Consider the following 19286-nt stretch of genomic DNA (forward strand, 5'->3'; position numbering starts at 1 on the left):
CGCCTTGACAAGCGAAAACCGGTGTGGAGACAATCGAGCAAGCGGGGTGAACCGCCTCCTAGGGCACCAGCGCCCCCTCCACCAACTCGGGCGCCAGCACACCCCCGAAAGCAGCGACCCGCGCGTAAACCCCTGGCTTCCCGGCCCGAGCGCACCCCTCACCCCAGGACGTCACCCCGATCAACTTCCCCCCGGCCACCAACGGCCCCCCGGAATCCCCCTGGCAGGTGTCGACCCCACCCTCGGGGAACCCGGCGCACACCATCTGCTCGGCGTCGTACTGCGAGTAGGCGGCCCCGCAGGCCGCGTCCGACGTCACCGGAACGGTCGCCCCGAGCAGGTACCGCGACGCGGCCCCCTGCTCGCTGGTCCGCCCCCACCCGTACGCCGCGGCGGACGTCCCGGCCGCGTAGGACTCCGGGCCGTCGGCCAGCGGCAGCACCGAGTACGGCAACGCCCTCCGCAGCGTCAGCACCGCGACGTCCTCGCCGCGGTCGGCGGCCACGTACTCCGGGTGGACCCACACCCGCGACACGGCGGCGACCACGCCCGCGGTGCTCCTCTTGTCCTCGCGACCGGCCACCACGCGGAGCCCCGACGCGGCCCGCCCCACCGAGCAGTGCGCGGCCGTCAGCACCTTCGTGGGCGCCACCAGCGTGCCGCCGCAGAAGTGGAACCCGTTCGCGTCGGTCAGGTACACCGCCCACGGGTGCTCCGCGATCGAAGCCCGCTCGCCGCCGACGATCTCCACGTCTGCGGACGCGGGCGCGACGGCGGTCAGCAGCGCCGCCGCCGCGACCACGAGCACGGCGAAAAGTCGTTTGATCTCCCCCACGGGGCCTCCTCGGTGCGATCCAGTGCGATCAACCACTAACCGAGGACACTAGGCCAGACGTCCGACAAAAGCTGGGCCGTTCAGCCCAACGTCAGTTGTTCGGGGAGTTCCCGAACTTGCTCCAGACCTTGCCCGCCGTGTTCCCCAGCACCTCGCCGAACTCGTTGAACACCTTCATCAACGGGTCCTCGGACGTGCTCATCGAGTCCTTGTACGACTTCGCCGCGGACTTGATGTCGTCGGTGAACGTGCTGGTGGGCCGGTCGTCCTCCCGCCGCTGGTAGGTGCCGGTCAGGATCTCCCGGTACTGCTCGGACGCGGCCCACTTCTGCAGCTCGGCGGCGCGCACGACGGCCAGCGGGTGCGTCAGCGGCCACGTCTTCACCAGCTTGAGCACGCTGTCGCGGATGTCCTCGACCTGCTCGTACTCCTTGGCCTGCTTCAGGAACTCCGCCGTGTCGATCTGCGAGGTGTCCATGCCGCCCGCCATCGCCACGTGCACGCGCAGCGCGGCGGCCGGGTCCTGCACGCACAGCAGGCCCGCGCGGTCGCACGACAGCTCGGTCTTGCGGTACCACTCGTGCAGCGCCGCGATGACCGCCCGGATCGCCCAGTACCCGGCGGGCATCCACCCCAGGCTGTACTGGAGCTGCATCAGCCGCTGGAGGATCGTCTGGTAGAGCGCGTGCCCGGACAGCACGTGCCCCATCTCGTGCCCGATCGCGAACCGCAGGCCCTCGTCGTCCAACAGCTCGACCAGCCCGGTCGTCAGCACGATGAACGGCTTGTCGATGCCCAGCGTCAGCGCGTTCGGCACCGGGTTGCGCTGCACGAACAGCTCGGGCACCGGGTCGACGTCGAGCGTCGCCGCCGCCTCCAGCCTGAGCCGGTCGAGCTTCGGGTACTGCTTGGGCCCCACCCTGATGGAGGACGCCAGGTAGACGAGGCGCTCGCCCCGCTCGGTGAACGCGCCCGCCACCGCCTGGAGCACCGGCCCGATGCCGGGCACGGCGCGCAGCAGCGCCAGCGCGCCGCGGTCGGCCGGATGTTCGTACGCGCGCGGACTGATCCCCGGAAAGCGCACCCTGGCCGTCGAACGTTCGATCTCCTCGGTCATCACCCCAGGTTAGACACGATTGGGAACTCAGCCTGCCGGAACGGGGTCATCACCGGGCAGACTGCCCCGATGACCGCTGACGTGCTCGGTGCCGACTTCGAGACCCGTGCGCTGCCGCTGGGCGGCGGCGACGCGACCGCGACCCTCGTGCGGCACCGCGCGCCCGAGGCGACCCGCGGGGCCGTGCTGTACGTGCACGGCTGGGCCGACTACTTCTTCCAGCGGCACGTGGCCGAGCACTACTCGGCCCTCGGCTACGACTTCTACGCCGTGGACCTGCGCGCGTACGGCCGGTCGCTGAAGCAGGGCGAGACGCCGAACTTCACCACCGACCTGGCGGTCTACCACCAGGAGCTGGACGAGGCCGCGCGGATCATCCGCTCGGAGCACGGCCACACCCGACTGGTGGTCATGGGTCACTCCACCGGGGGACTGATCACCAGCCTGTGGGCGCACGACCGCCGCGCCGCGAAGGTGGTCGACGCGCTGGTGCTGAACAGCCCGTGGTTCGACCTGGCCGAGCCGTGGATCATGCGGACGGTCGGCACCGCCGTCGTGCGCGGGGTCGGGCGCCTCTCCCCCGAGCTCGTCCTCAAGCCGGGCCTGGGCCCGGTGTACGGCGAGAGCATCCACCGCGACCACCACGGCGAGTGGGACTTCGACCTCACGTGGAAGCCGATCGAGGCCTTCCCGGTGCACGCGGGCTGGCTGCGGGCCGTGCGCCTGGCCCACTTCCGGCTCCACGCGGGCCTCGACGTGGGCGTGCCCGCGCTGGTGCTGCGCTCGGACGCCAGCCACCTGCACGCGAAGGCGTTCTCCGAGCGCGCGATGGTCACGGACACCGTCCTGGACGTGGAGCACATCGAGCGCTGGGCTCCGAAGCTCGGCCGACAGGTCACGTCGCTGGCCGTCCCCGGCGGGATGCACGACCTGTTCCTGTCGGCCGAACCCGTGCGCGGCCGGGCGTTCGAGCTGGTCGACGAGTTCCTGGAGCGCTAGCGCTCGTGCGGCTGGGGCCGGTGGTGGACGTACTCGACGATCGTCCCGTCCGGGTGCCGGGCCGTGAGCCCGGCCCCGGTCGGCACGTCGATCCGCGCGTCCAGGACCTCCGCGCCCTGCTCCACCAGCCGCTCCTCGTACACGTCGAGGTCGGCGACGAGCAGCGTCCCGTGCGTCGCGCGGAACGGTTCGAGGATCTCCTCCGTACCTTCCACCAGCAGGAACGCGCCCACGGTGGCGATGTCCAGGCCCTTCTCCGGGTACGGGGTGCGCAGGTCGACCCGCACCCCCTGGAGGCGCTCGTAGAAGGAGATCGCGTCGTCGAGCCCACCGCGCGGCACGAACGCGCGGATGTACGGGCGGGGGGTGGTGCGGGTGGACGAGTCGGGGTCGCGGCGCCAGAGCTGATCGGTCATGGCACCAGCCTGCGACCTCCGCGTCCACGGGACGAGACAGCGGTTCATGGGGTTACCGGTGGTCATAGGCTCGGGTCGTGGCGAGCAAACAGGAGCTGGGCGCGTTCCTCCGCGCCCACCGCGAGTGGCTGGCACCGTCGGACGTGGGGCTGGCGGGTGGTTCCCGCCGCCGCACCCCCGGCCTGCGGCGGGAGGAGGTCGCGGCGCTGTCCGGTGTGGGCCTGGCCTGGTACACGTGGCTGGAGCAGGGCCGGGTGGACACCTCCCGGCAGGTGCTCGACGCCGTGTCGCGCGCGCTGCGGCTGGACCGGGACTCGCACGGCCACGTGCTGGCGCTGGCCGGGCTGCGGCCGGTGGTGGACCAGGACGTCGACCTCTCGGCGGTCCTGACGCCGCTCGTGGACGCCTGGCCCGGCCCCGCGGCGGCGGTGGACCGGCGGTTCGACCTGGTCACGGCCAACCCGGCGTACCTGGACCTGTGGCGGCTGCCGGAGCGCAACCTCGTGCTGCTGCTCACCGACCCCGCCGTGCGCGACCGGGTGCCGGGGTGGGAACCGCTGGCGCAGGACGTGTTCCGCCAGTTCCGCATGCACGCCGACCGCCACCCGGACGACCCGCGCACCCGTGACCTGCTCGCCCGGTTCGCGGCGCGGCGGCCCGAGCTGGCGTGCTGGTGGGAGTGCCGGTCCGTGCGGGCGTTCCGCACCACGACGACGAGCGTCGACGGCACGCCGTGGACGTTCTCGCTGCTGCGGCCGGGCGAGGACCCGGAAGCGGGGGTGCTGCTGCTCAGCGCCGCCGGGCCGCGCTAGGCCGGGGCAGCAGGATGTGCACGGCGAAGCCCGCCAGCGTGGCGAGGACGACCTGGTAGGCGATCGACAGCTCCCGCTGCGAGGCGATGAGGAACGCGGCGTCCAGGTCGGTGGACACGAGGCCGGCCATGGTCACCAGACCGGTGACGTGCCAGCCGAAGAAGCCCGCGGTCCACAGCACGAGCGGCCAGCGGTTGCGGTCCGGGCGGCGCAGCAGCAGGAACGTGGAGAAGCCCGCGGCCGCGTTGAACAGCACGGCGGTGGCGACGAGCTCCGCCGCGAGCGGGGACAGCAGGGTCGAGATCGTCTGCACCACGGCGACGGCGACGACCAGCCAGCACCCGAATCGCGTCTTGTCCACGGTTCGGGATGCTAGATCACGCCCGCGCGGGCGGCGGCCAGCGCGGCGCGGGCCGCGCGTTCGGCGACGGCGGCGTCCACGGGTTCGCGCGTGACGAGCACGCGGTAGCAGAGGGGCGCGCAGGCCGTGCGCACCACCTCGACCGGGTCGACGCCCGCGGGGAGTTCGCCCCGCTCGACCGCGCGGACGACGACCAGGGCGGCTCGGGCCTGGCGGGCGGCGTAGAAGTCCCGGAGGGCGTCGGCGGCGCGCGGTGACTGGAACGCGGCGGCCACGACCGCCGTCGGCACCAGGCCGTGCGCGAAGGCCTCGGCGACCTCGGTGGTGATGGCGATCAGGTCGCCCTCGGCGCTGCCGGTGTCGGGCAGCGGCCACGGCGTGTCGCGGGTGTGGTCGAGCGCGTCGGCGAGGAGCACGTCGACGCTGCCCCAGCGCCGGTAGACGGTGGTCTTGTGGACGCCCGCGCGGGCGGCGACGGCGTCGACGGTGAGCGCCGGGTAGCCGTGCTCGGCCAGTTCGGCGTAGGTCGCGGCCAGCACCGCGTCGCGGACGCGGGCCGAACGGCCTCCGGGTCGGGTGCTCATCGGAATCCAGTTGCGTCGTCGGGGCGGACGTGGAGACAATAACGCAACTTTTGTTGCATTAGGGAGGAGTTCGTCGTGGTGGATCGCCTGGCCGAGTTCGCCGCCGACGCCGAGCGGGACCCGGTGGCCGCCACCGAACGGCTGCGCGCCGACCTGGTCGGATCCGGTGGGCCGCTGGTCGAGCGCGTCGACGGCGGCAGGGTTCGGGTGACGTTCGTGTGGATCGGTCCGGAGCGGCAGGTGTCGGTGCGGGCGCAGGTGTTCGACGACCCGAACGCGCTGTCGCACCCGATGCGGCGGGTGCCGGGCACGGACGTGTGGCACCTCGCCGCCGTGGTCCCGTCCGACGTGGTCACCTGCTACCAGTTCCTGGTCGACGACCCGTTCCCCGACGCCGACCGCGACGACCTGGCCGAACTGGGGCGGCTCATGCTCGCGGCGCGCGCCCGGATGTTCGCCGACCCGGTGAACCCCCGCAGGCTGTTCCCGCAGATGGCGGTGGTCGCGGGTGAGCGGACGGCCGCCCCGGAGCACTGGGACTCCGTGCTGGTCCTGCCCGACGCCGAGCCGCTCGACTGGTTCGACACCCCAGAGGGCGAGCGCGGCGCGCTCACCGAGCACCGGCTCGACGGCCGCGCCGTCACCGTCTACACCCCTCCCGGCTACCGGCCGTCCGAGACGTACCCGCTGGTGGTGCTGCTCGACGGCGAGTGCTGGCCGCTGGTCGCCGACCTGCCCGCCGCGCTCGACAACCTGACCGGCCGCGAGATCGCGCCCGCCGTCGTGGCGATGGTGCACAACACCGGCGGGATGGCCGCCCGCATGGCCGAGTTGGCCTGCGACCCCGCCTTCGCCACCCTGCTCGCCGACCGCGTCGTCCCGTTCGTGCGCTCGCTGCACGCCGTCGCCGACCGCGCCGTGGTCGCGGGCAACAGCCTCGGCGGACTGGCCGCCGCCCACGCCGCGCTGACCCGTCCCGACGTGTTCGAGGCCGTGCTGTCGTGCTCCGGCTCGCACTGGTGGGGCTACGACGGCACGGGCTGGGGCAAGGACTCCGAGCCCGAGTGGCTGACCCGCCAGTACGCCGACGCGCCCCTGCTGCCCCTGCGCTTCTGGGTCGACGTGGGCACGCTGGAGACCGGCTCCAGCCCCCTGTCCCCCGGCGTCGACCAGCGCGCCGCCAACCGCCACCTGCGCACCGTGCTGCGCGCCAAGGGTTACCCCGTCGACTACCACGAGGCGCCCGGCGGCCACGACTTCGCCACGTTCCGCCGCAGCCTCGTCCGCGGCCTCCGCGCCCTGCTGCCCGCCTGAGAGAGGACCCTCCGTGCCCATCGCCCCGAGCCCGGACCAGCTCTACCCGCTGCCGGACCACCCGAGGGTCGTGCTGCTCAAGCCGCTGATCACCTCCCCGACCATCGAGGTCGGCGACTACAGCTACTACGACGACCCGGACGACGCGACGCGGTTCGAACACCGCAACGTCCTCTACTCCTACGGCGAGGAGAAGCTCGTCATCGGCAAGTACTGCGCCATCGCCGCGGGCACCACGTTCATCATGGCGGGCGCCAACCACCTGACCACCGGCGTCTCCACGTTCCCGTTCACGATCTTCGGCGGCGACTGGGCGGAGTCCACCGTGGACCTCATGCTGGCCAACCCGTCGAAGGGCGACACGACCGTCGGCCACGACGTGTGGTTCGGCTACCGCTCGATGATCATGCCCGGCGTGACCATCGGGCACGGCGCGATCATCGCCAGCGGCGCGGTCGTGGTGGCCGACGTGCCGCCTTACACGATCGTGGGCGGCAACCCGGCGAAGCCGGTGAAGGCCCGGTACTCGGCCGAGGAGGTCGACCTGCTGCTGAGGGCGGCGTGGTGGGACTGGCCGGTCGACCTGGTGACCGAGCACGTGCGGACGATCATGTCGGGCACACCGGCGGACATCGGCGGGATCGCGCGGGCCAACGGGCTCATGACGGGGTGATCGACCAGTCCCCGCTCGACGTGACCTGGACGATCGCCGGACCCGCCAGCGGCACGGTGCCCTCGTAGCCACCGATGGTGTTGACCGCGAGGTCGATCCTGCTCGTCTTGAGGGACGCGACGTGGACGGCGAAGTTGCCGTCGCCCACGTTGCCGACCTTCGCCTTGGTCGCGCCCGCGGCGAGGAAGACCACCGAGTCGCCGCTGCCCGACGCCACGCCCTCGACCAGGGGCGCCAGGTCGAGCCCGCCGACGGTCAACGTCCACGCGCCCTGCGCGCCGACGGTCAGGGTGGTGGTGCGGCTGCCGTCCCTGATGTCCATCCACCGCAGACCGCTGTAGGCGCCGATCTCGTTGACCAGCAGGGATTCGAAGCCGTCCGACTTGAGCGTGGTGTTGCTCGAACAGGCGGGGCACTCGAACTTCACGATCTTGATGCCGCTGGGCCGGTCCAGCGCGACCACGTCGTCGCCCTGTCCGGTGTAGACAGTCGGTGGCGGTGGCGGTGGCGGTGGGGGCTTGGTCGTGGTGGTCGTCGTCCGGCCCGTCGTGGTCGTGGGCTTGGGCTTGGCCGAGGTGGCCGGGGCCTTCGCGAGTTCGGCGGCGGCGGACGACGCCGCGGCGCCCGGTTCCTGCCCCGACCGCTCACCGCCGTTGGCCACGCTGATCACCACGAGCAGGGTGACGACACCGACGACGACCCACGGCCACCGCTTGGTCTTCGGCCGCGGCGGCACGGGTGGCGGAACGCACCGGCCCGGAGGCGGGCCGTGCGGGACTCCCGGAGGCGGGCCGCCCCACTGGGGCTGTCGCGGCCCGTACGGGGGCGGGGGATCGGGAGGACCTGCGGGCGGTTGCGTCATGGGAGTGCCTCCAACCTGAGCGCACCGGTGTTCCGGTCGCCCGTTCCGTCGAAGCTCCCGCACGCAGCGTTATCCCCTTGGCGCGCCACTCACTCTTTCGAGTCCACATGAGACTCGAATGGGCGTACGCGGGTCAGCGGCACAGGGTCGGTCACGGCTTGCGGCCCACCCCGACGTACGCGCTGATGTACGCGTCGTCGGAGTCGGAACGCCACTCCGGCAGCAGCACGACGCCGGGGTCGACCAGGTCGAGGCCGTCGAAGAAGCAGGCGATGTCGGCGGCGGAGCGCAGGACCAGACGGGCGTCGGAGCGCTGGTAGACGGCCTGCACGCGTTCGCCGCTGGTGACGCCGTCCTGCGTGACGCCGTCCAGGCTGCCGTGGGAGATCGCCACGTAGCTGCCGGAGCACACGGCGTCGCGGTAGCGGGCGACGGCGGCGTGCGGGTGGTCGCCGTCGGGCACGAAGTGCAGGACCGCGGAGAGCAGGACCGCGAGCGGGCGGTCGAGGTCCAGCACCTCGCGAACTTCCGGGGTGGCCAGCACCTCGTCGGGGTCGCGCAGGTCGGCGCGCACGGCCACGGCGTGCTGCTCCTCCGCCAGCATGGCGATGCTGTGGGCGACGGCGACCGGTTCCACGTCGACGTAGACGACGCGGGCGCCGGGGTTGGTCTGCTGGGCGATCTCGTGGACGTTGCCGACCGTGGGGATGCCCGAACCGAGGTCGAGGAACTGGTCGACGCCCTGGTCGGACAGGTAGCGGACGGCGCGGCGGAGGAAGTTGCGGTTGGCGCGCGCGGCGCCCGCCATGCCGGGGTAGATCTTCTCGACGGCCTTGGCGGCCTCGCGGTCGACGGCGAAGTTGTGCGAGCCGCCGAGGAAGTAGTCGTACATCCTCGCGACGCTCGGTCGGGTGAGGTCGACCGAGGACGGCACCCACAGATCCACGACAGCCCCTCCACCGATGCTATGTCGATCACACTCGATCCAACCCCGCCGCGTCGGGAACTGTCCAGGTGCGGTCAGGTGAGGACGACGCAGCCCCGCCGTTCCAGGTCGAGCAGCCACAGCGGCATCGCGAGCCGCTTGTTCCAGCGGAGGTCGAGCTTCTCCAGCGCGGGCAGGCCGCCGAGCACGTCCGGCAGCGTCGACAGCGCGTTGTTCCGCAGGTCGAGGACCCGCAGCGCGGCGAGGTCACCGATCTCGACGGGCAGCGCGGTCAGGTGGTTGTCGCGCAGGCTGAGTTCGCGCAGGTCGGTCAGGCGGCCGAGGGACCCCGGCAGCTCCGTCAGCAGGTTGCCGCGCAGGTGCAGCTCCCGCAGCCGGGTGAGGTCGCCGATCGACTCCGGCAGCGCCGCGAGCCGGTTGCCGTAGAGCCGGAGCTCGCGCAGGCCGGCCAGGCCGCCGACGCTCTCCGGCAGCGAGGTCAGCAGGTTGTCGGCGATGTTGAGGTAGCGCAGCTTCACCAGACCGCCCAGCGACTCCGGCACGGACGTGAGCCGGTTGTCGCCGAGGTAGAGGTACCGGTCGAGCGAGGTCAGGTCGCCGAGGGAATCCGGCAGCGCCGTCAGGGCGTTGTGCCCGAGGTCGAGGGTGTGCAGCGTGGTGAGCCCGCTGATCTTCGGCGACAGCTCGCCGACGCGGTTCGCCGCGACGTTGAGCGAGCGGAGCTCGACGAGCTCCCAGAGCGAGTCCGGCAACGCCGTGAGGTCGTTGTCGTAGGCGCTGAGCTCCCACAGGTCCGGCGGGAGGTCGGGGAACTCGGTCAGCCCTTGGCCGTCCAGGTCGAGGCTCTGCATTGCGACACCCTAGGTGCTCGCTCAGAGCGAACGCCCGGCGGAAACAATCCCCGACTCCACTTGGTTGAGCCAGTCAGACTCAACTTTGGAGGGTGACTTGATGGGCAAGACTCTGGCACTTCCGGTGTTGCCCCTCGACGACGTGGTCGTGCTCCCCGGCATGGTCGTTCCCGTCCGGCTTTCCGGCGCGGACGCCAACGCCGAGGCCCGCGCCGCCGTCGAGGCCGCCACCGCCGCCGCCGAGAACGGCGCCAAGGCGCAGCTGCTGCTGGTGCCCCGGCTCGACGGCAAGTACGCCAAGGTCGGCACGCTGGCCGTGATCGAGCAGGTCGGCAGGCTGTCCGGCGGCGAGCGGGCGGCCGTCGTGCGCGGCACCGAGCGCGTGCGGATCGGCACCGGGACGACCGGACCGGGCGCGGCGCTGTGGGTGGAGGCGACCGTCGCCGACATCCCCGAGGCCGACGACCGCACCACCGAGCTGGCCCGCGAGTACCGCGCGCTGGTGACCACGATCCTCCAGCAGCGCGGCGCGTGGCAGGTCGTCGACTCCGTGCAGCAGGTGGACGAACCGTCGGCGCTGGCCGACCTCGCGGGCTACGCCTCCTACGTGACCGAGGACCAGAAGGTCTGGCTGCTGGAGACGAGCGACGTCAACGAGCGGCTGGAGAAGCTGCTGGAGTGGGGCCGCGAGTACCTGGCGGAGCTGGACGTCGCCGAGACGATCCGCAAGGACGTCAAGGAGGGCATGGAGAAGCAGCAGCGGGAGTTCCTGCTGCGCCAGCAGCTCGCCGCGATCCGCAAGGAGCTGGCCGAGCTGGACGGCAAGCCCGCGACGGAGGAGCAGGACTACCGCGCCCGCGTCGAGGGCGCCGACCTGCCCGAGCACGTCCGCAAGGCCGCGCTCGCCGAGGTGGACAAGCTGGAGCGCACGTCCGACCAGTCCCCCGAGGTCGGCTGGATCCGCACGTGGCTGGACACGGTGCTGGAACTGCCGTGGAACGAGCGCACCGACGACGCCTACGACATCCGCGGCGCGCGGGCCGTGCTCGACGCCGACCACTCCGGTCTGGACGACGTGAAGGAGCGGATCACCGAGTACCTGGCGGTGCGCCGCAGGCGGACCGACCGCGGCATGGGCGTCGTGGGCGGTCGGCGCAGCGGCGCCGTGCTGGCCCTCGTCGGTCCTCCCGGTGTCGGCAAGACCTCGCTCGGCGAGTCCGTCGCACGGGCCATGGGCCGCGAGTTCGTCCGGGTCGCGCTGGGCGGCGTGCGCGACGAGGCCGAGATCCGCGGCCACCGCCGCACGTACGTCGGCGCGCTGCCCGGCCGGATCGTCCGCGCCATCACCGAGGCGGGCACGATGAACCCCGTCGTGCTGCTGGACGAGATCGACAAGGTCGGCTCGGACTACCGGGGCGACCCGACGGCCGCGCTGCTGGAGGTGCTCGACCCGGCGCAGAACCACACGTTCCGCGACCACTACCTGGAGGTCGACCTCGACCTGTCCGACGTGGTCTTCCTGGCCACGGCGAACGTGCTCGACACGATCCCCGCGCCGCTGCTCGACCGCATGGAACTCGTGCAGCTCGACGGCTACACCGAGGACGAGAAGGTCACGATCGCCCGCGACCACCTGCTGCCCCGGCAGCTGGAGAAGGCCGGCCTGACGCCCGAGGAGGTCACGATCTCGGAGGACTCCCTGCGCAAGCTGGCGGGCGAGTACACCCGTGAGGCCGGTGTGCGGCAGCTCGAACGCGGCCTCGCGCGCATCCTGCGCAAGGTCACGGCGAAGGTCGCGCTGGACGAGGAGGCGCTGCCGGTCGGCGTCGAGGTGCCCGACCTGCGCGGCTACCTGGGCAAGCCGAAGCACACGCCGGAATCGGCCGAGCGCACCTCGGTCCCCGGCGTTGCGACGGGGCTGGCCGTCACGGGTGCCGGTGGCGACGTCCTGTTCATCGAGGCGTCGCTGGCGGCCAAGGACTCCGGCGCGAGCGGCGTCACGCTGACCGGGCAGCTGGGCGACGTGATGAAGGAGTCGGCGCAGATCGCGCTGTCCTACCTGCGGTCGCACGACGACGAACTGGGCTTCGGCGTCGGCTCGCTGGCCGACCGCGGCGTCCACGTCCACGTGCCCGCCGGTGCCGTGCCGAAGGACGGCCCGAGCGCGGGCGTCACGATGACGACCGCGCTCGCGTCGCTGCTCTCGGGCAGGCCGGTCCGCTCGGACGTGGCGATGACCGGCGAGGTGTCGCTGACCGGCCGCGTGCTGCCGATCGGTGGCGTGAAGCAGAAGCTGCTGGCCGCGCACCGGGCGGGCATCACGACCGTGCTGCTCCCGGCGCGCAACGAGCCCGACCTGGACGACGTGCCGGAGTCGGTCCGCGAGGCGCTGACCGTGCACCTGGTGGCGGACGTCCGCGAGGTGCTGGTCCACGCCCTGGAGCCCGCGGCGTCCGCGGTGACCGCCGCGGCGTAGTCCGGACGTGAAAAGGCCCCGCTCGGTCATCCGAGCGGGGCCTTTCCTCGTGCGACGGCTGGGTCCGAGGACTCAGACGCCGATGTCGATGACGACCCGCGTCGGGTTCTCCAGGACCGAGACCGACTGCCAGGTGGCCCGGCGGTAGCCGAGCCCCACGGTCAGCTGGCCCTCGAAGTCGCCCGTGATCGCGAACGCCTGGACGTTGGACAGCTGCGGGGTCGTGAACTTCCGCGGACCGGTGTAGGTCGGGTCGCCGTTGTCGTCGTGCGCGGCACCCGGCCACGTCACGACCTGGTAGAAGTAGGTGCCCGGCAGGTTGACCGGCAGGCCGGACCCGTCGTAGGTCAGCTCGGGCACGACCTGCGCGAACGGGATCGTCGGCTTCGGCCCGGTGAAGTCCAGCACGATCCGGTCGTACGTGGCGTGCGCCCCCACTCGAACGTTGGTCAGCAACGGCGTGGACGGTGACGCGGACGCCGTGGACACCACCGACGCGACAGCGGTCAAAGCGGCGAACAACACGACTACCGCGCGCAAACGAGTCCTCATGGCTACCCCTCCCCAAGTGTGGCCGGAAAGCGCTCCGCCCCGAGGAGCGCTTCCCCATTAGAGACGCTCGGCGGCCCCCGTGGTTGCGAACACGGGAAACTGCGCCGTCCGAGTGCCCCCACTAGGCTCGGATCGACCGATGATCACCCGTGGAGGACCCGATGAGCCTTGAGCGCCCCGTTGCTCCCGATCCCTACTCGCTGCTGCCGGTGGTGCCCTCGTTCAGCGTGACGTCGACCGACGTGCGCGACGGCGAGACGTTGCCGCAGGCGCAGGTGCACGCGGGCGGCAACACCTCTCCGCAGTTGAGCTGGTCCGGTTTTCCCGAGGGGACCAAGAGCTTCGTGGTGACGTGCTTCGACCCGGACGCGCCGACGCCGTCGGGGTTCTGGCACTGGGTCGCGGTGAACCTGCCCGCGTCGGTGACGGAACTGCCCGCGGGCGCGGGTGGGTCGGACGACTCGCTGCCGGGTGGCGCGTTCCACGTCCGCTCGGACTACGGCACGCGCGCGTTCGGCGGCGCGGCCCCGCCGGAGGGCGACCCGGCGCACCGGTACTTCTTCGTGGTGCACGCGGTCGACGTGGAGGAGCTGGACGTCGACGGCGACGCCTCGCCCGCCGTGGTGAGCTTCAACCTGGCGTTCCACACGCTCGCGCGGGCGATCCTCACCCCTGTCTTCCAGCAAACCTGAGCGGGAATCGCACGGCCGTCCTGCCCGTTTGAGAGAGTAGGAACCCCACCTACCAGGCAGGACGGCATCGTGCGGCACTTCGACCTCGTCATCATCGGCAGCGGCTCCGGGAACTCGATCCCCGACGAGCGGTTCGCCGGCCAGCAGATCGCGATCGTCGAGAAGGGCGTGTTCGGCGGCACCTGCCTGAACGTCGGCTGCATCCCGACGAAGATGTTCGTGCACACCGCGGACGTGGCCTCGACCCCGTCGGGTGCCGCCAAGTTCGGTGTCGACGAGCACCTGGACGGCGTGCGGTGGCCGGACGTGCGGGACCGGATCTTCGGCCGCATCGACCCCATCTCGGCGGGCGGGCTGCGCTGGCGGTCCGAGGACAACGCGAACGTGACCGTCTACCAGGGCACGGCGAGGTTCGTCGGCCCGAAGACGCTCGACACCGGCACCGGCGAGGTCATCACCGCCGACCGGTTCGCGATCGGCGCGGGCAGCAGGCCGGTCATCCCGGACGTCGTGGACCTCGACACGGTCGACTACCACACCAGCGACACCGTGATGCGGCTCGACGAGCTGCCCGAGAGCATGGTCATCCTGGGCAGCGGGTTCGTCGCGAACGAGTTCGCGCACGTGTTCTCGTCGTTCGGCGTGAAGGTCACGATGATCGCCCGCTCGGACCTGCTGCTGCGCCACGAGGACCACGAGATCGCCGAGCGCTTCACCTCGCTCGCCACCGACAGGTGGGACGTGCGGTTGCAGCGCAAGACCGTGCGCGCCGAGCGCACCGACGGCGGCCTCCGCCTGCACCTGGAGGGTCCGGACGGCGCGGAGGTCGTGGACGCCGAGGCGCTGCTGATCGCGGTCGGCCGCACCCCGAACACCGACCTGCTCGACCTCGCGCAGACCGGTGTGACCACCCACCCGGACGGCCGGATCGTCGTGGACGAGTACCAGCGGACCGTCGTGGACGGCATCTACGCGTTCGGCGACATCAGCTCCGAGTACCAGCTCAAGCACGTCGCGAACCACGAGAGCAAGGTCGTGCGGCACAACCTGCTGCACCCCGACTCGCCGAGGAAGTCGGACCACCGGTTCGTGCCGTCGGCCGTGTTCTCGTCCCCGCAGATCGCCTCCGTCGGCCTCACGGAGGAGCAGGCGGTCGAGCAGGGCGTCCGGTACGTGAAGGGCACGCAGGCGTACGCGTCGATCGCCTACGGCTGGGCGATGGAGGACCACAGCGGCTTCGCCAAGGTCCTCGCCGACCCGGCCACCGGGCAGATCCTGGGCGCGCACATCATCGGTCCGCAGGCCCCGACGGTCATCCAGCCGCTCATCCAGGCCATGAGCTTCGGCCTGGACGCCCGCACGATGGCCGCGGGCCAGTACTGGATCCACCCGGCCATGCCGGAACTGGTCGAGAACGCCCTGCTGAACCTGCCGCTGGACTAGTCGAACGGCGTCCGGGCGGTCGCGATGGCCCGTCGCGACCGCCGGGACCCGCGACAGCCGTGATCAGCTGCCGAGCGAACGCACGACCTCGTCGGGGTCGGCGAGCCGTCGCCGTGCGCTTCCTCGCCCGTGGAGCCGTCCTACACGGTGCGGGGACGGCCCGCGATGGAACCGAGCGCGGTGAGCAGCACGACCAGGCCCGCCAGGACGAGCATCGAGGTCGTCCACGCGCCCGTCGAGTCGCGCAGCAGCCCGAACGCGAACGGGCCCGTGGCCGCGATCAGGTAGCCGATGCTCTGCGTCATCGCCGACAGCCGGGCGGTGTCCGCGGTGGTCGACGAGCGCAGCGAGACCAGCACGATCGCCAGCGGGAACATGCCGCCCATGCCGAGGCCGACCAGCAGCACCCACAGGCCCGTCAGGGTGCCGGGTGCGAACGCGAGACCCAGCACTCCCGCCAGCAGCAGCGCGCCGAGGACGAGCACCATCCCGGTCTGCGAGCGCCAGCGGGCGGCCAGCGGTGGCACGACGAAGCTGACCGGGACGCCGAGGACGACGGTGATGGCGAGCAGGAAGCCCGCCGTGGTGCGGTCGACGCCCGCGTCGCCGAGGATCGCCGGGAGCCAGCCCATCACCGTGTAGGCGAGCAGGGCCTGGCTGCCGAAGAAGACCGTCATGACCCACGCCAGCGGGCTGCGCAGCAGGGAGCGGCCGGGCGGCGGGCCCGTGACGCGGCCCGCCACGCCGCGGCGGGACCCGGCCAGCCAGAGCAGCAGCGCGGCCAGCGACAGCAGCGCCCACGCGCCGACCGCCAGCCGCCAGCTCCCGAGGAACGCCTCCAGCGGCGGGGTCAGGGCGGCACCGGCGCCCGCTCCCGCGGCCATCGCGGCGGTGTAGATCCCGGTGATCGGCCCGATCCTCGTGGGGAACGAGTCCTTCACCACGACGGGGATGAGGACGTTGCAGACGGCGATGCCCGCGCAGGCGACGAACGTGCCGCCGAGCACCACGAGCGGGCCGTCGACCACCCGCAGGAGCAGGCCGAGGGTCAGCACGAGGAGCGCCGAGCCGACCGCCCGCTTGAGGCCGAGGCGCCTGCCCACCCACGGCGCGGCGAAGGCGGCGGCGCCGAAGCAGAGGACGGGCACGGCGGTGAGCAGGCTCGTCCAGGCCGCCGAGACGCCGAGACCGGCCCGGACGTCGCCCAGCACCGAGGCGAGACTGGTGACCGCGGGTCGCAGGTTGGCTGCCGCGAGGGTGACGCCTGCCGCCAACAGGATGCCGCCGGTGACGGCCACATGTCGGCGTCGTCCTACGGGTTCAACCACTCCGTGTACCCGAACCGTCGCGGAGACACCACTATCGGTGGCAGTGTTATCACTCGACGGTATCGATCGCGGAATCGTCACCCGACTACTGTCCCAGACATGGGATGTTCGGATGAAAGGACTTTGCTGTGCCATTGGCCACTACCCGGCGGGCGGGCCTCGTCGATCAGGTGATCGACCAGATGAGAGGTGCGATCAGCAGCGGCGAATGGCCCGTCGGCCGCCGCATCCCGCCGGAGCCGGAGCTCGTCCAGGCCCTCGGCGTCGGGCGCAACACCGTGCGCGAGGCCGTTCGGGCGCTGTCCCACGCGGGACTGCTGGAGGTGCGGCAGGGGGACGGCACGTTCGTCCGCGCCACGAGCGAGATCTCCGGAGCGGTGCGGCGGCTGTGCGGCACCGAGCTGCGCGAGGTCCTCCAGGTGCGGCGCACGCTGGAGGTCGAGGGCGCGCGGCTGGCCGCGACGCACCGGACCGAGGACGACCTGCGCAAGCTGACAGCCCTGCTCGCGCAGCGCGACGCGGCCGTGGCGGCCAAGGACTGGGAGCGGATGATCGAGCACGACGCCGCCTTCCACGGACTGCTCGTCCAAGCGTCGCACAACACGCTGCTGAGCGAGCTGTACCGCGGCTTGAACGAAACCGTCCGCGCGAGCATCACGGCGACCGTGGACGAGGACCTCGACCCGCCGGTGTCGCACACGGGGCTGCTGGACGCCGTGCGCGACCGCGACCCCGTCCGAGCGGCGGCCGAGGCAAGCGGTTTCCTGGAGGACATCCTGCAACGACACGGCGAGTGAGGCCGCGGACCGGAACCGTCCGCGGGCGATCCTATGGTTGATCCCATGGAGCCCTATCGCATCCAGATCCCGCAGTCGCAACTCGACGACCTCCACACCCGGCTCGCGAACACCCGATGGCCCGCCGAACCCGACGGGACCGGCTGGGCGGACGGCGTGCCCGTCGCGTACCTGAAGGACCTCGTCGAGCACTGGCGCACGCGCTACGACTGGCGCGCCTGGGAAGCGCGGCTCAACGCCTTCCCCCAGTTCACGACGACCATCGACGGCGCGAACATCCACTTCCTGCACGTCCGCTCCGCCAGGGCCGACGCGCTGCCGCTGGTCCTCACGCACGGCTGGCCGGGCTCGGTCGTCGAGTTCCTCGACGTGGTCGAACCGCTGTCGCGCGACTTCCACCTCGTCATCCCCTCCATGCCCAACTACGGCTTCTCCGGCCCGACCCGCGACACGGGGTGGGACGTGCGGCGCATCGCGACCGCGTGGGCGGAGCTGATGGCGCGGCTGGGCTACGAGCGCTACGGCGCGCAGGGCGGTGACTGGGGGTCGGCGGTCTCGCGCGACCTCGGGATCGTGGACGCGGAGCACGTGGTCGGCGTGCACCTGAACATGGTGCTGACGTTCCCCGGTGACGACCTGAGCGGGCTGACCGACGACGACAGGGCCCGGCTCGGCATGCTCCAGCACTTCGCCGACGACATGTCGGGCTACCAGCGGATCCAGGGCACCAGGCCGCAGACGCTCGCCTACGGCCTCACCGACTCCCCCGTCGGGCAGCTCGCGTGGATCGTCGAGAAGTTCAAGGAGTGGACGGACTCGGAGGACGTGCCGGAGGAGGCCGTCGACCGCGACCTCCTGCTGACCAACGTGATGGTCTACTGGCTCACCGCCACCGCGGGCTCGTCCGCCCGGCTGTACAAGGAGGCGACGAGGTCCTGGACCGCGACGGAGGTGTCGACGACACCGACCGCCGTGGCCGTGTTCCCCGCCGAGATCGCCCTGCCCGTGCGGAGCATCGCGGAGAGGACGAACACCATCGTGCGGTGGACCGAGTTCGACCGCGGCGGCCACTTCGCCGCCCTCGAACAGCCCGCCCTGCTGGCGAACGACGTCCGCGCCTTCTTCCAGAGCCTGTAGATGCTGACCACGCGAACGCTCAACCGCACCACGCTGGCCCGGCAGATGCTGCTGGAACGGCACGACCTGCCACCGGACCGGGCGATCGAGCACCTGGTCGGGTTGCAGGCCCAGGCGACCTCGTCGCCGTACGTCGCGCTGTGGTCGCGGCTGCGGGACTTCGACGCGGGCGAGGTCGGCGCGATGCTGCTGGACCGCACGGCGGTCCGCACGACGCTGATGCGCGGCACGCTGCACCTCGTCACGGCCCGCGACTGCGTGCGGCTGCGGCCCGCGCTCCAGCCGATGCTGGCCCGCACGGCGACCGCGAACTTCGCCCGTTCCCGGCGAGCCGAGGACCTGGCCGACCTGGTCGCCGCGGCCAGGTCGCTGCTCGACGCGGCGCCGATGACGAACGCCCAGCTGGCCGCCGAGCTGACCCGGCGGTGGCCCGACCACGGGATCACCGGGCTGGGCTCCCTGGTCCAGGCGCTGCTGCCCGTGGTGCAGACGCCTCCGCGCGGCGTGTTCGGGCGCAGCGGGCAACCGCTCAACGCCGTCGCGGCGACGTGGCTCGCCACCGAGATCCCGGCCGAGGCCGATCCGGACGAGATGGTGCTGCGGTACCTGGCGGCGTTCGGTCCGGCGAGCGTCGCGGACGTGGCGGCGTGGTCGCGGCTGACCGGGCTGCGGGCCGTGGTGGACCGGCTGGACCTGAAGACCTACCGCGACGAGTCGGGGCGAACGCTGCTGGACGTCCCGGACGGCGTCCTCACCGACCCGGAAACCCCGGCCCCGCCCCGTTTCCTGCCCGACTTCGACAACGTGCTCCTCTCGCACGCCGACCGGACGCGGATCATGTCCGACGAGCACCGCGCCCGCTGGGGCGGTGTGTCGAACGCCGTCTTCCCGCCCAGCTTCCTGCTCGACGGGTTCCTCAGCGGCACCTGGAAGGTCGACGGGGGCGTCCTCACGATCACGCCGTACCGGGAGGTGTCCGCACAGGACCGGAGTGCCCTGGCCGAGGAAGGCCTGTCCCTGCTGGGTTTCCTCGCTCCGGGCCAGGACCACGACGTGCGGTTCGCGCCCTGACCTCGCCGCGGGCGTCCGCC

Annotated in this window: 20 protein-coding genes; 10 read left to right on the plus strand and 10 right to left on the minus strand. The window is 72.0% G+C overall.

From position 1 onward, the window contains the following. Positions 1 to 58 precede the first annotated feature (58 nt). Both AC156L_RS38160 and AC156L_RS38165 read right to left on the minus strand, forming a co-directional pair. The gene (locus AC156L_RS38160; RefSeq protein WP_414720112.1) at positions 59 to 835 is read right to left on the minus strand and encodes a S1 family peptidase; all 777 of its coding nucleotides are present in this window, start codon (positions 833 to 835) and stop codon (positions 59 to 61) included. Positions 836 to 926: 91 nt separating this feature from the next. Next, positions 927 to 1952 (minus strand): M48 family metallopeptidase, encoded by a 1026-nt coding sequence (locus AC156L_RS38165; RefSeq protein ID WP_330882770.1) that lies wholly within the window; start codon positions 1950 to 1952, stop codon positions 927 to 929. A gap of 69 nt (positions 1953 to 2021) precedes the next feature. Between AC156L_RS38165 and AC156L_RS38170 the strand changes: the two genes are divergently transcribed. Continuing rightward, positions 2022 to 2951 (plus strand): alpha/beta hydrolase, encoded by a 930-nt coding sequence (locus tag AC156L_RS38170; RefSeq protein WP_330882768.1) that lies wholly within the window; start codon positions 2022 to 2024, stop codon positions 2949 to 2951. On the opposite strand, the gene AC156L_RS38175 is transcribed toward AC156L_RS38170, so the two are convergent. Next, positions 2948 to 3367 (minus strand): VOC family protein, encoded by a 420-nt coding sequence (locus AC156L_RS38175; protein ID WP_330882766.1) that lies wholly within the window; start codon positions 3365 to 3367, stop codon positions 2948 to 2950. The genes AC156L_RS38170 and AC156L_RS38175 overlap by 4 nt on opposite strands. 77 nt (positions 3368 to 3444) lie before the next feature. On the opposite strand from AC156L_RS38175, the gene AC156L_RS38180 reads away from it, so the two are divergent. Then, entirely contained in the window at positions 3445 to 4179 is a 735-nt protein-coding gene (locus AC156L_RS38180) for a helix-turn-helix domain-containing protein (RefSeq protein WP_330882764.1), read from the plus strand. Here the strand turns inward: AC156L_RS38180 and AC156L_RS38185 are convergent. Together AC156L_RS38185 and AC156L_RS38190 are read right to left on the minus strand one after the other, a co-directional pair. Continuing rightward, positions 4157 to 4540, minus strand: coding sequence for a hypothetical protein (locus tag AC156L_RS38185; protein WP_330882762.1), 384 nt, complete (start codon positions 4538 to 4540; stop codon positions 4157 to 4159). The two genes, AC156L_RS38180 and AC156L_RS38185, sit on opposite strands and share 23 nt — an antisense overlap. 11 nt (positions 4541 to 4551) lie before the next feature. After that, on the minus strand, positions 4552 to 5124 hold the full coding sequence (locus tag AC156L_RS38190) for a TetR/AcrR family transcriptional regulator (RefSeq protein WP_330882760.1): 573 nt from the start codon (positions 5122 to 5124) through the stop codon (positions 4552 to 4554). 75 nt (positions 5125 to 5199) lie between these two features. Here AC156L_RS38190 and AC156L_RS38195 point away from each other — a divergent pair, with 75 nt between their 5' ends. Beyond that, the gene (locus tag AC156L_RS38195) at positions 5200 to 6438 is read left to right on the plus strand and encodes an alpha/beta hydrolase-fold protein (protein WP_330882758.1); all 1239 of its coding nucleotides are present in this window, start codon (positions 5200 to 5202) and stop codon (positions 6436 to 6438) included. Between the two features lie 19 nt (positions 6439 to 6457). Beyond that, the gene (locus tag AC156L_RS38200) at positions 6458 to 7111 is read left to right on the plus strand and encodes a CatB-related O-acetyltransferase (RefSeq protein WP_330882778.1); all 654 of its coding nucleotides are present in this window, start codon (positions 6458 to 6460) and stop codon (positions 7109 to 7111) included. On the opposite strand, the gene AC156L_RS38205 is transcribed toward AC156L_RS38200, so the two are convergent. From AC156L_RS38205 to AC156L_RS38215, 3 genes are all read right to left on the minus strand, one after another. Continuing rightward, positions 7098 to 7847 (minus strand): hypothetical protein, encoded by a 750-nt coding sequence (locus tag AC156L_RS38205; protein ID WP_484407734.1) that lies wholly within the window; start codon positions 7845 to 7847, stop codon positions 7098 to 7100. The genes AC156L_RS38200 and AC156L_RS38205 overlap by 14 nt on opposite strands. 277 nt (positions 7848 to 8124) lie before the next feature. Next, positions 8125 to 8919: an SAM-dependent methyltransferase gene (locus AC156L_RS38210; protein ID WP_330882754.1), complete on the minus strand. Its 795-nt coding sequence runs from the start codon at positions 8917 to 8919 to the stop codon at positions 8125 to 8127. 74 nt (positions 8920 to 8993) lie between these two features. After that, entirely contained in the window at positions 8994 to 9770 is a 777-nt protein-coding gene (locus tag AC156L_RS38215) for a leucine-rich repeat domain-containing protein (protein ID WP_330882752.1), read from the minus strand. A 100-nt stretch (positions 9771 to 9870) separates the two neighbouring features. On the opposite strand from AC156L_RS38215, the gene lon reads away from it, so the two are divergent. Continuing rightward, a complete protein-coding gene (lon, locus tag AC156L_RS38220; RefSeq protein WP_330882750.1) occupies positions 9871 to 12246 on the plus strand; it encodes an endopeptidase La in 2376 nt (791 codons plus the stop codon). Positions 12247 to 12318: 72 nt separating this feature from the next. Here the strand turns inward: lon and AC156L_RS38225 are convergent, their stop codons facing one another. After that, entirely contained in the window at positions 12319 to 12798 is a 480-nt protein-coding gene (locus tag AC156L_RS38225; protein ID WP_330882748.1) for an AMIN-like domain-containing (lipo)protein, read from the minus strand. Between the two features lie 161 nt (positions 12799 to 12959). On the opposite strand from AC156L_RS38225, the gene AC156L_RS38230 reads away from it, so the two are divergent. Both AC156L_RS38230 and AC156L_RS38235 read left to right on the plus strand, forming a co-directional pair. Further along, positions 12960 to 13490 carry a YbhB/YbcL family Raf kinase inhibitor-like protein gene (locus tag AC156L_RS38230; RefSeq protein WP_330882746.1) on the plus strand — a complete coding sequence of 177 codons (531 nt, stop codon included), beginning with the start codon at positions 12960 to 12962 and terminating at the stop codon, positions 13488 to 13490. Between the two features lie 69 nt (positions 13491 to 13559). Continuing rightward, positions 13560 to 14933, plus strand: coding sequence for a mycothione reductase (locus AC156L_RS38235; RefSeq protein ID WP_330882744.1), 1374 nt, complete (start codon positions 13560 to 13562; stop codon positions 14931 to 14933). Positions 14934 to 15073: 140 nt separating this feature from the next. Here AC156L_RS38235 and AC156L_RS38240 read toward each other — a convergent pair whose 3' ends face one another. Continuing rightward, positions 15074 to 16231: an MFS transporter gene (locus tag AC156L_RS38240; RefSeq protein WP_330882742.1), complete on the minus strand. Its 1158-nt coding sequence runs from the start codon at positions 16229 to 16231 to the stop codon at positions 15074 to 15076. A gap of 158 nt (positions 16232 to 16389) precedes the next feature. Between AC156L_RS38240 and AC156L_RS38245 the strand changes: the two genes are divergently transcribed. From AC156L_RS38245 to AC156L_RS38255, 3 genes are read left to right on the plus strand one after another with little or no spacing between them, the layout of a single operon-like run. Next, positions 16390 to 17058: a FadR/GntR family transcriptional regulator gene (locus tag AC156L_RS38245; RefSeq protein ID WP_330882740.1), complete on the plus strand. Its 669-nt coding sequence runs from the start codon at positions 16390 to 16392 to the stop codon at positions 17056 to 17058. 45 nt (positions 17059 to 17103) lie between these two features. After that, a complete protein-coding gene (locus AC156L_RS38250; protein WP_330882738.1) occupies positions 17104 to 18195 on the plus strand; it encodes an epoxide hydrolase family protein in 1092 nt (363 codons plus the stop codon). Next, positions 18196 to 19266, plus strand: a complete 1071-nt coding sequence (locus AC156L_RS38255) for a winged helix DNA-binding domain-containing protein (RefSeq protein WP_330882736.1) — start codon at positions 18196 to 18198, stop codon at positions 19264 to 19266. Positions 19267 to 19286: the final 20 nt, after the last annotated feature.

The organism is Umezawaea sp., assembly GCF_057122925.1.

Bases quoted from the DNA above. Each gene is read 5' to 3' on its own strand.
- AC156L_RS38230 (WP_330882746.1), top strand. From the start codon at position 12,960: ATGAGCCTTGAGCGCCCCGTTGCTCCCGATCCCTACTCGCTGCTGCCG.
- AC156L_RS38170 (WP_330882768.1), top strand. From the start codon at position 2,022: ATGACCGCTGACGTGCTCGGTGCCGACTTCGAGACCCGTGCGCTGCCG.
- AC156L_RS38175 (WP_330882766.1), bottom strand. From the start codon at position 3,367: ATGACCGATCAGCTCTGGCGCCGCGACCCCGACTCGTCCACCCGCACC.
- AC156L_RS38165 (WP_330882770.1), bottom strand. From the start codon at position 1,952: ATGACCGAGGAGATCGAACGTTCGACGGCCAGGGTGCGCTTTCCGGGG.
- AC156L_RS38225 (WP_330882748.1), bottom strand. From the start codon at position 12,798: ATGAGGACTCGTTTGCGCGCGGTAGTCGTGTTGTTCGCCGCTTTGACC.
- AC156L_RS38255 (WP_330882736.1), top strand. From the start codon at position 18,196: ATGCTGACCACGCGAACGCTCAACCGCACCACGCTGGCCCGGCAGATG.
- lon (WP_330882750.1), top strand. From the start codon at position 9,871: ATGGGCAAGACTCTGGCACTTCCGGTGTTGCCCCTCGACGACGTGGTC.
- AC156L_RS38250 (WP_330882738.1), top strand. From the start codon at position 17,104: ATGGAGCCCTATCGCATCCAGATCCCGCAGTCGCAACTCGACGACCTC.
- AC156L_RS38215 (WP_330882752.1), bottom strand. From the start codon at position 9,770: ATGCAGAGCCTCGACCTGGACGGCCAAGGGCTGACCGAGTTCCCCGAC.
- AC156L_RS38190 (WP_330882760.1), bottom strand. From the start codon at position 5,124: ATGAGCACCCGACCCGGAGGCCGTTCGGCCCGCGTCCGCGACGCGGTG.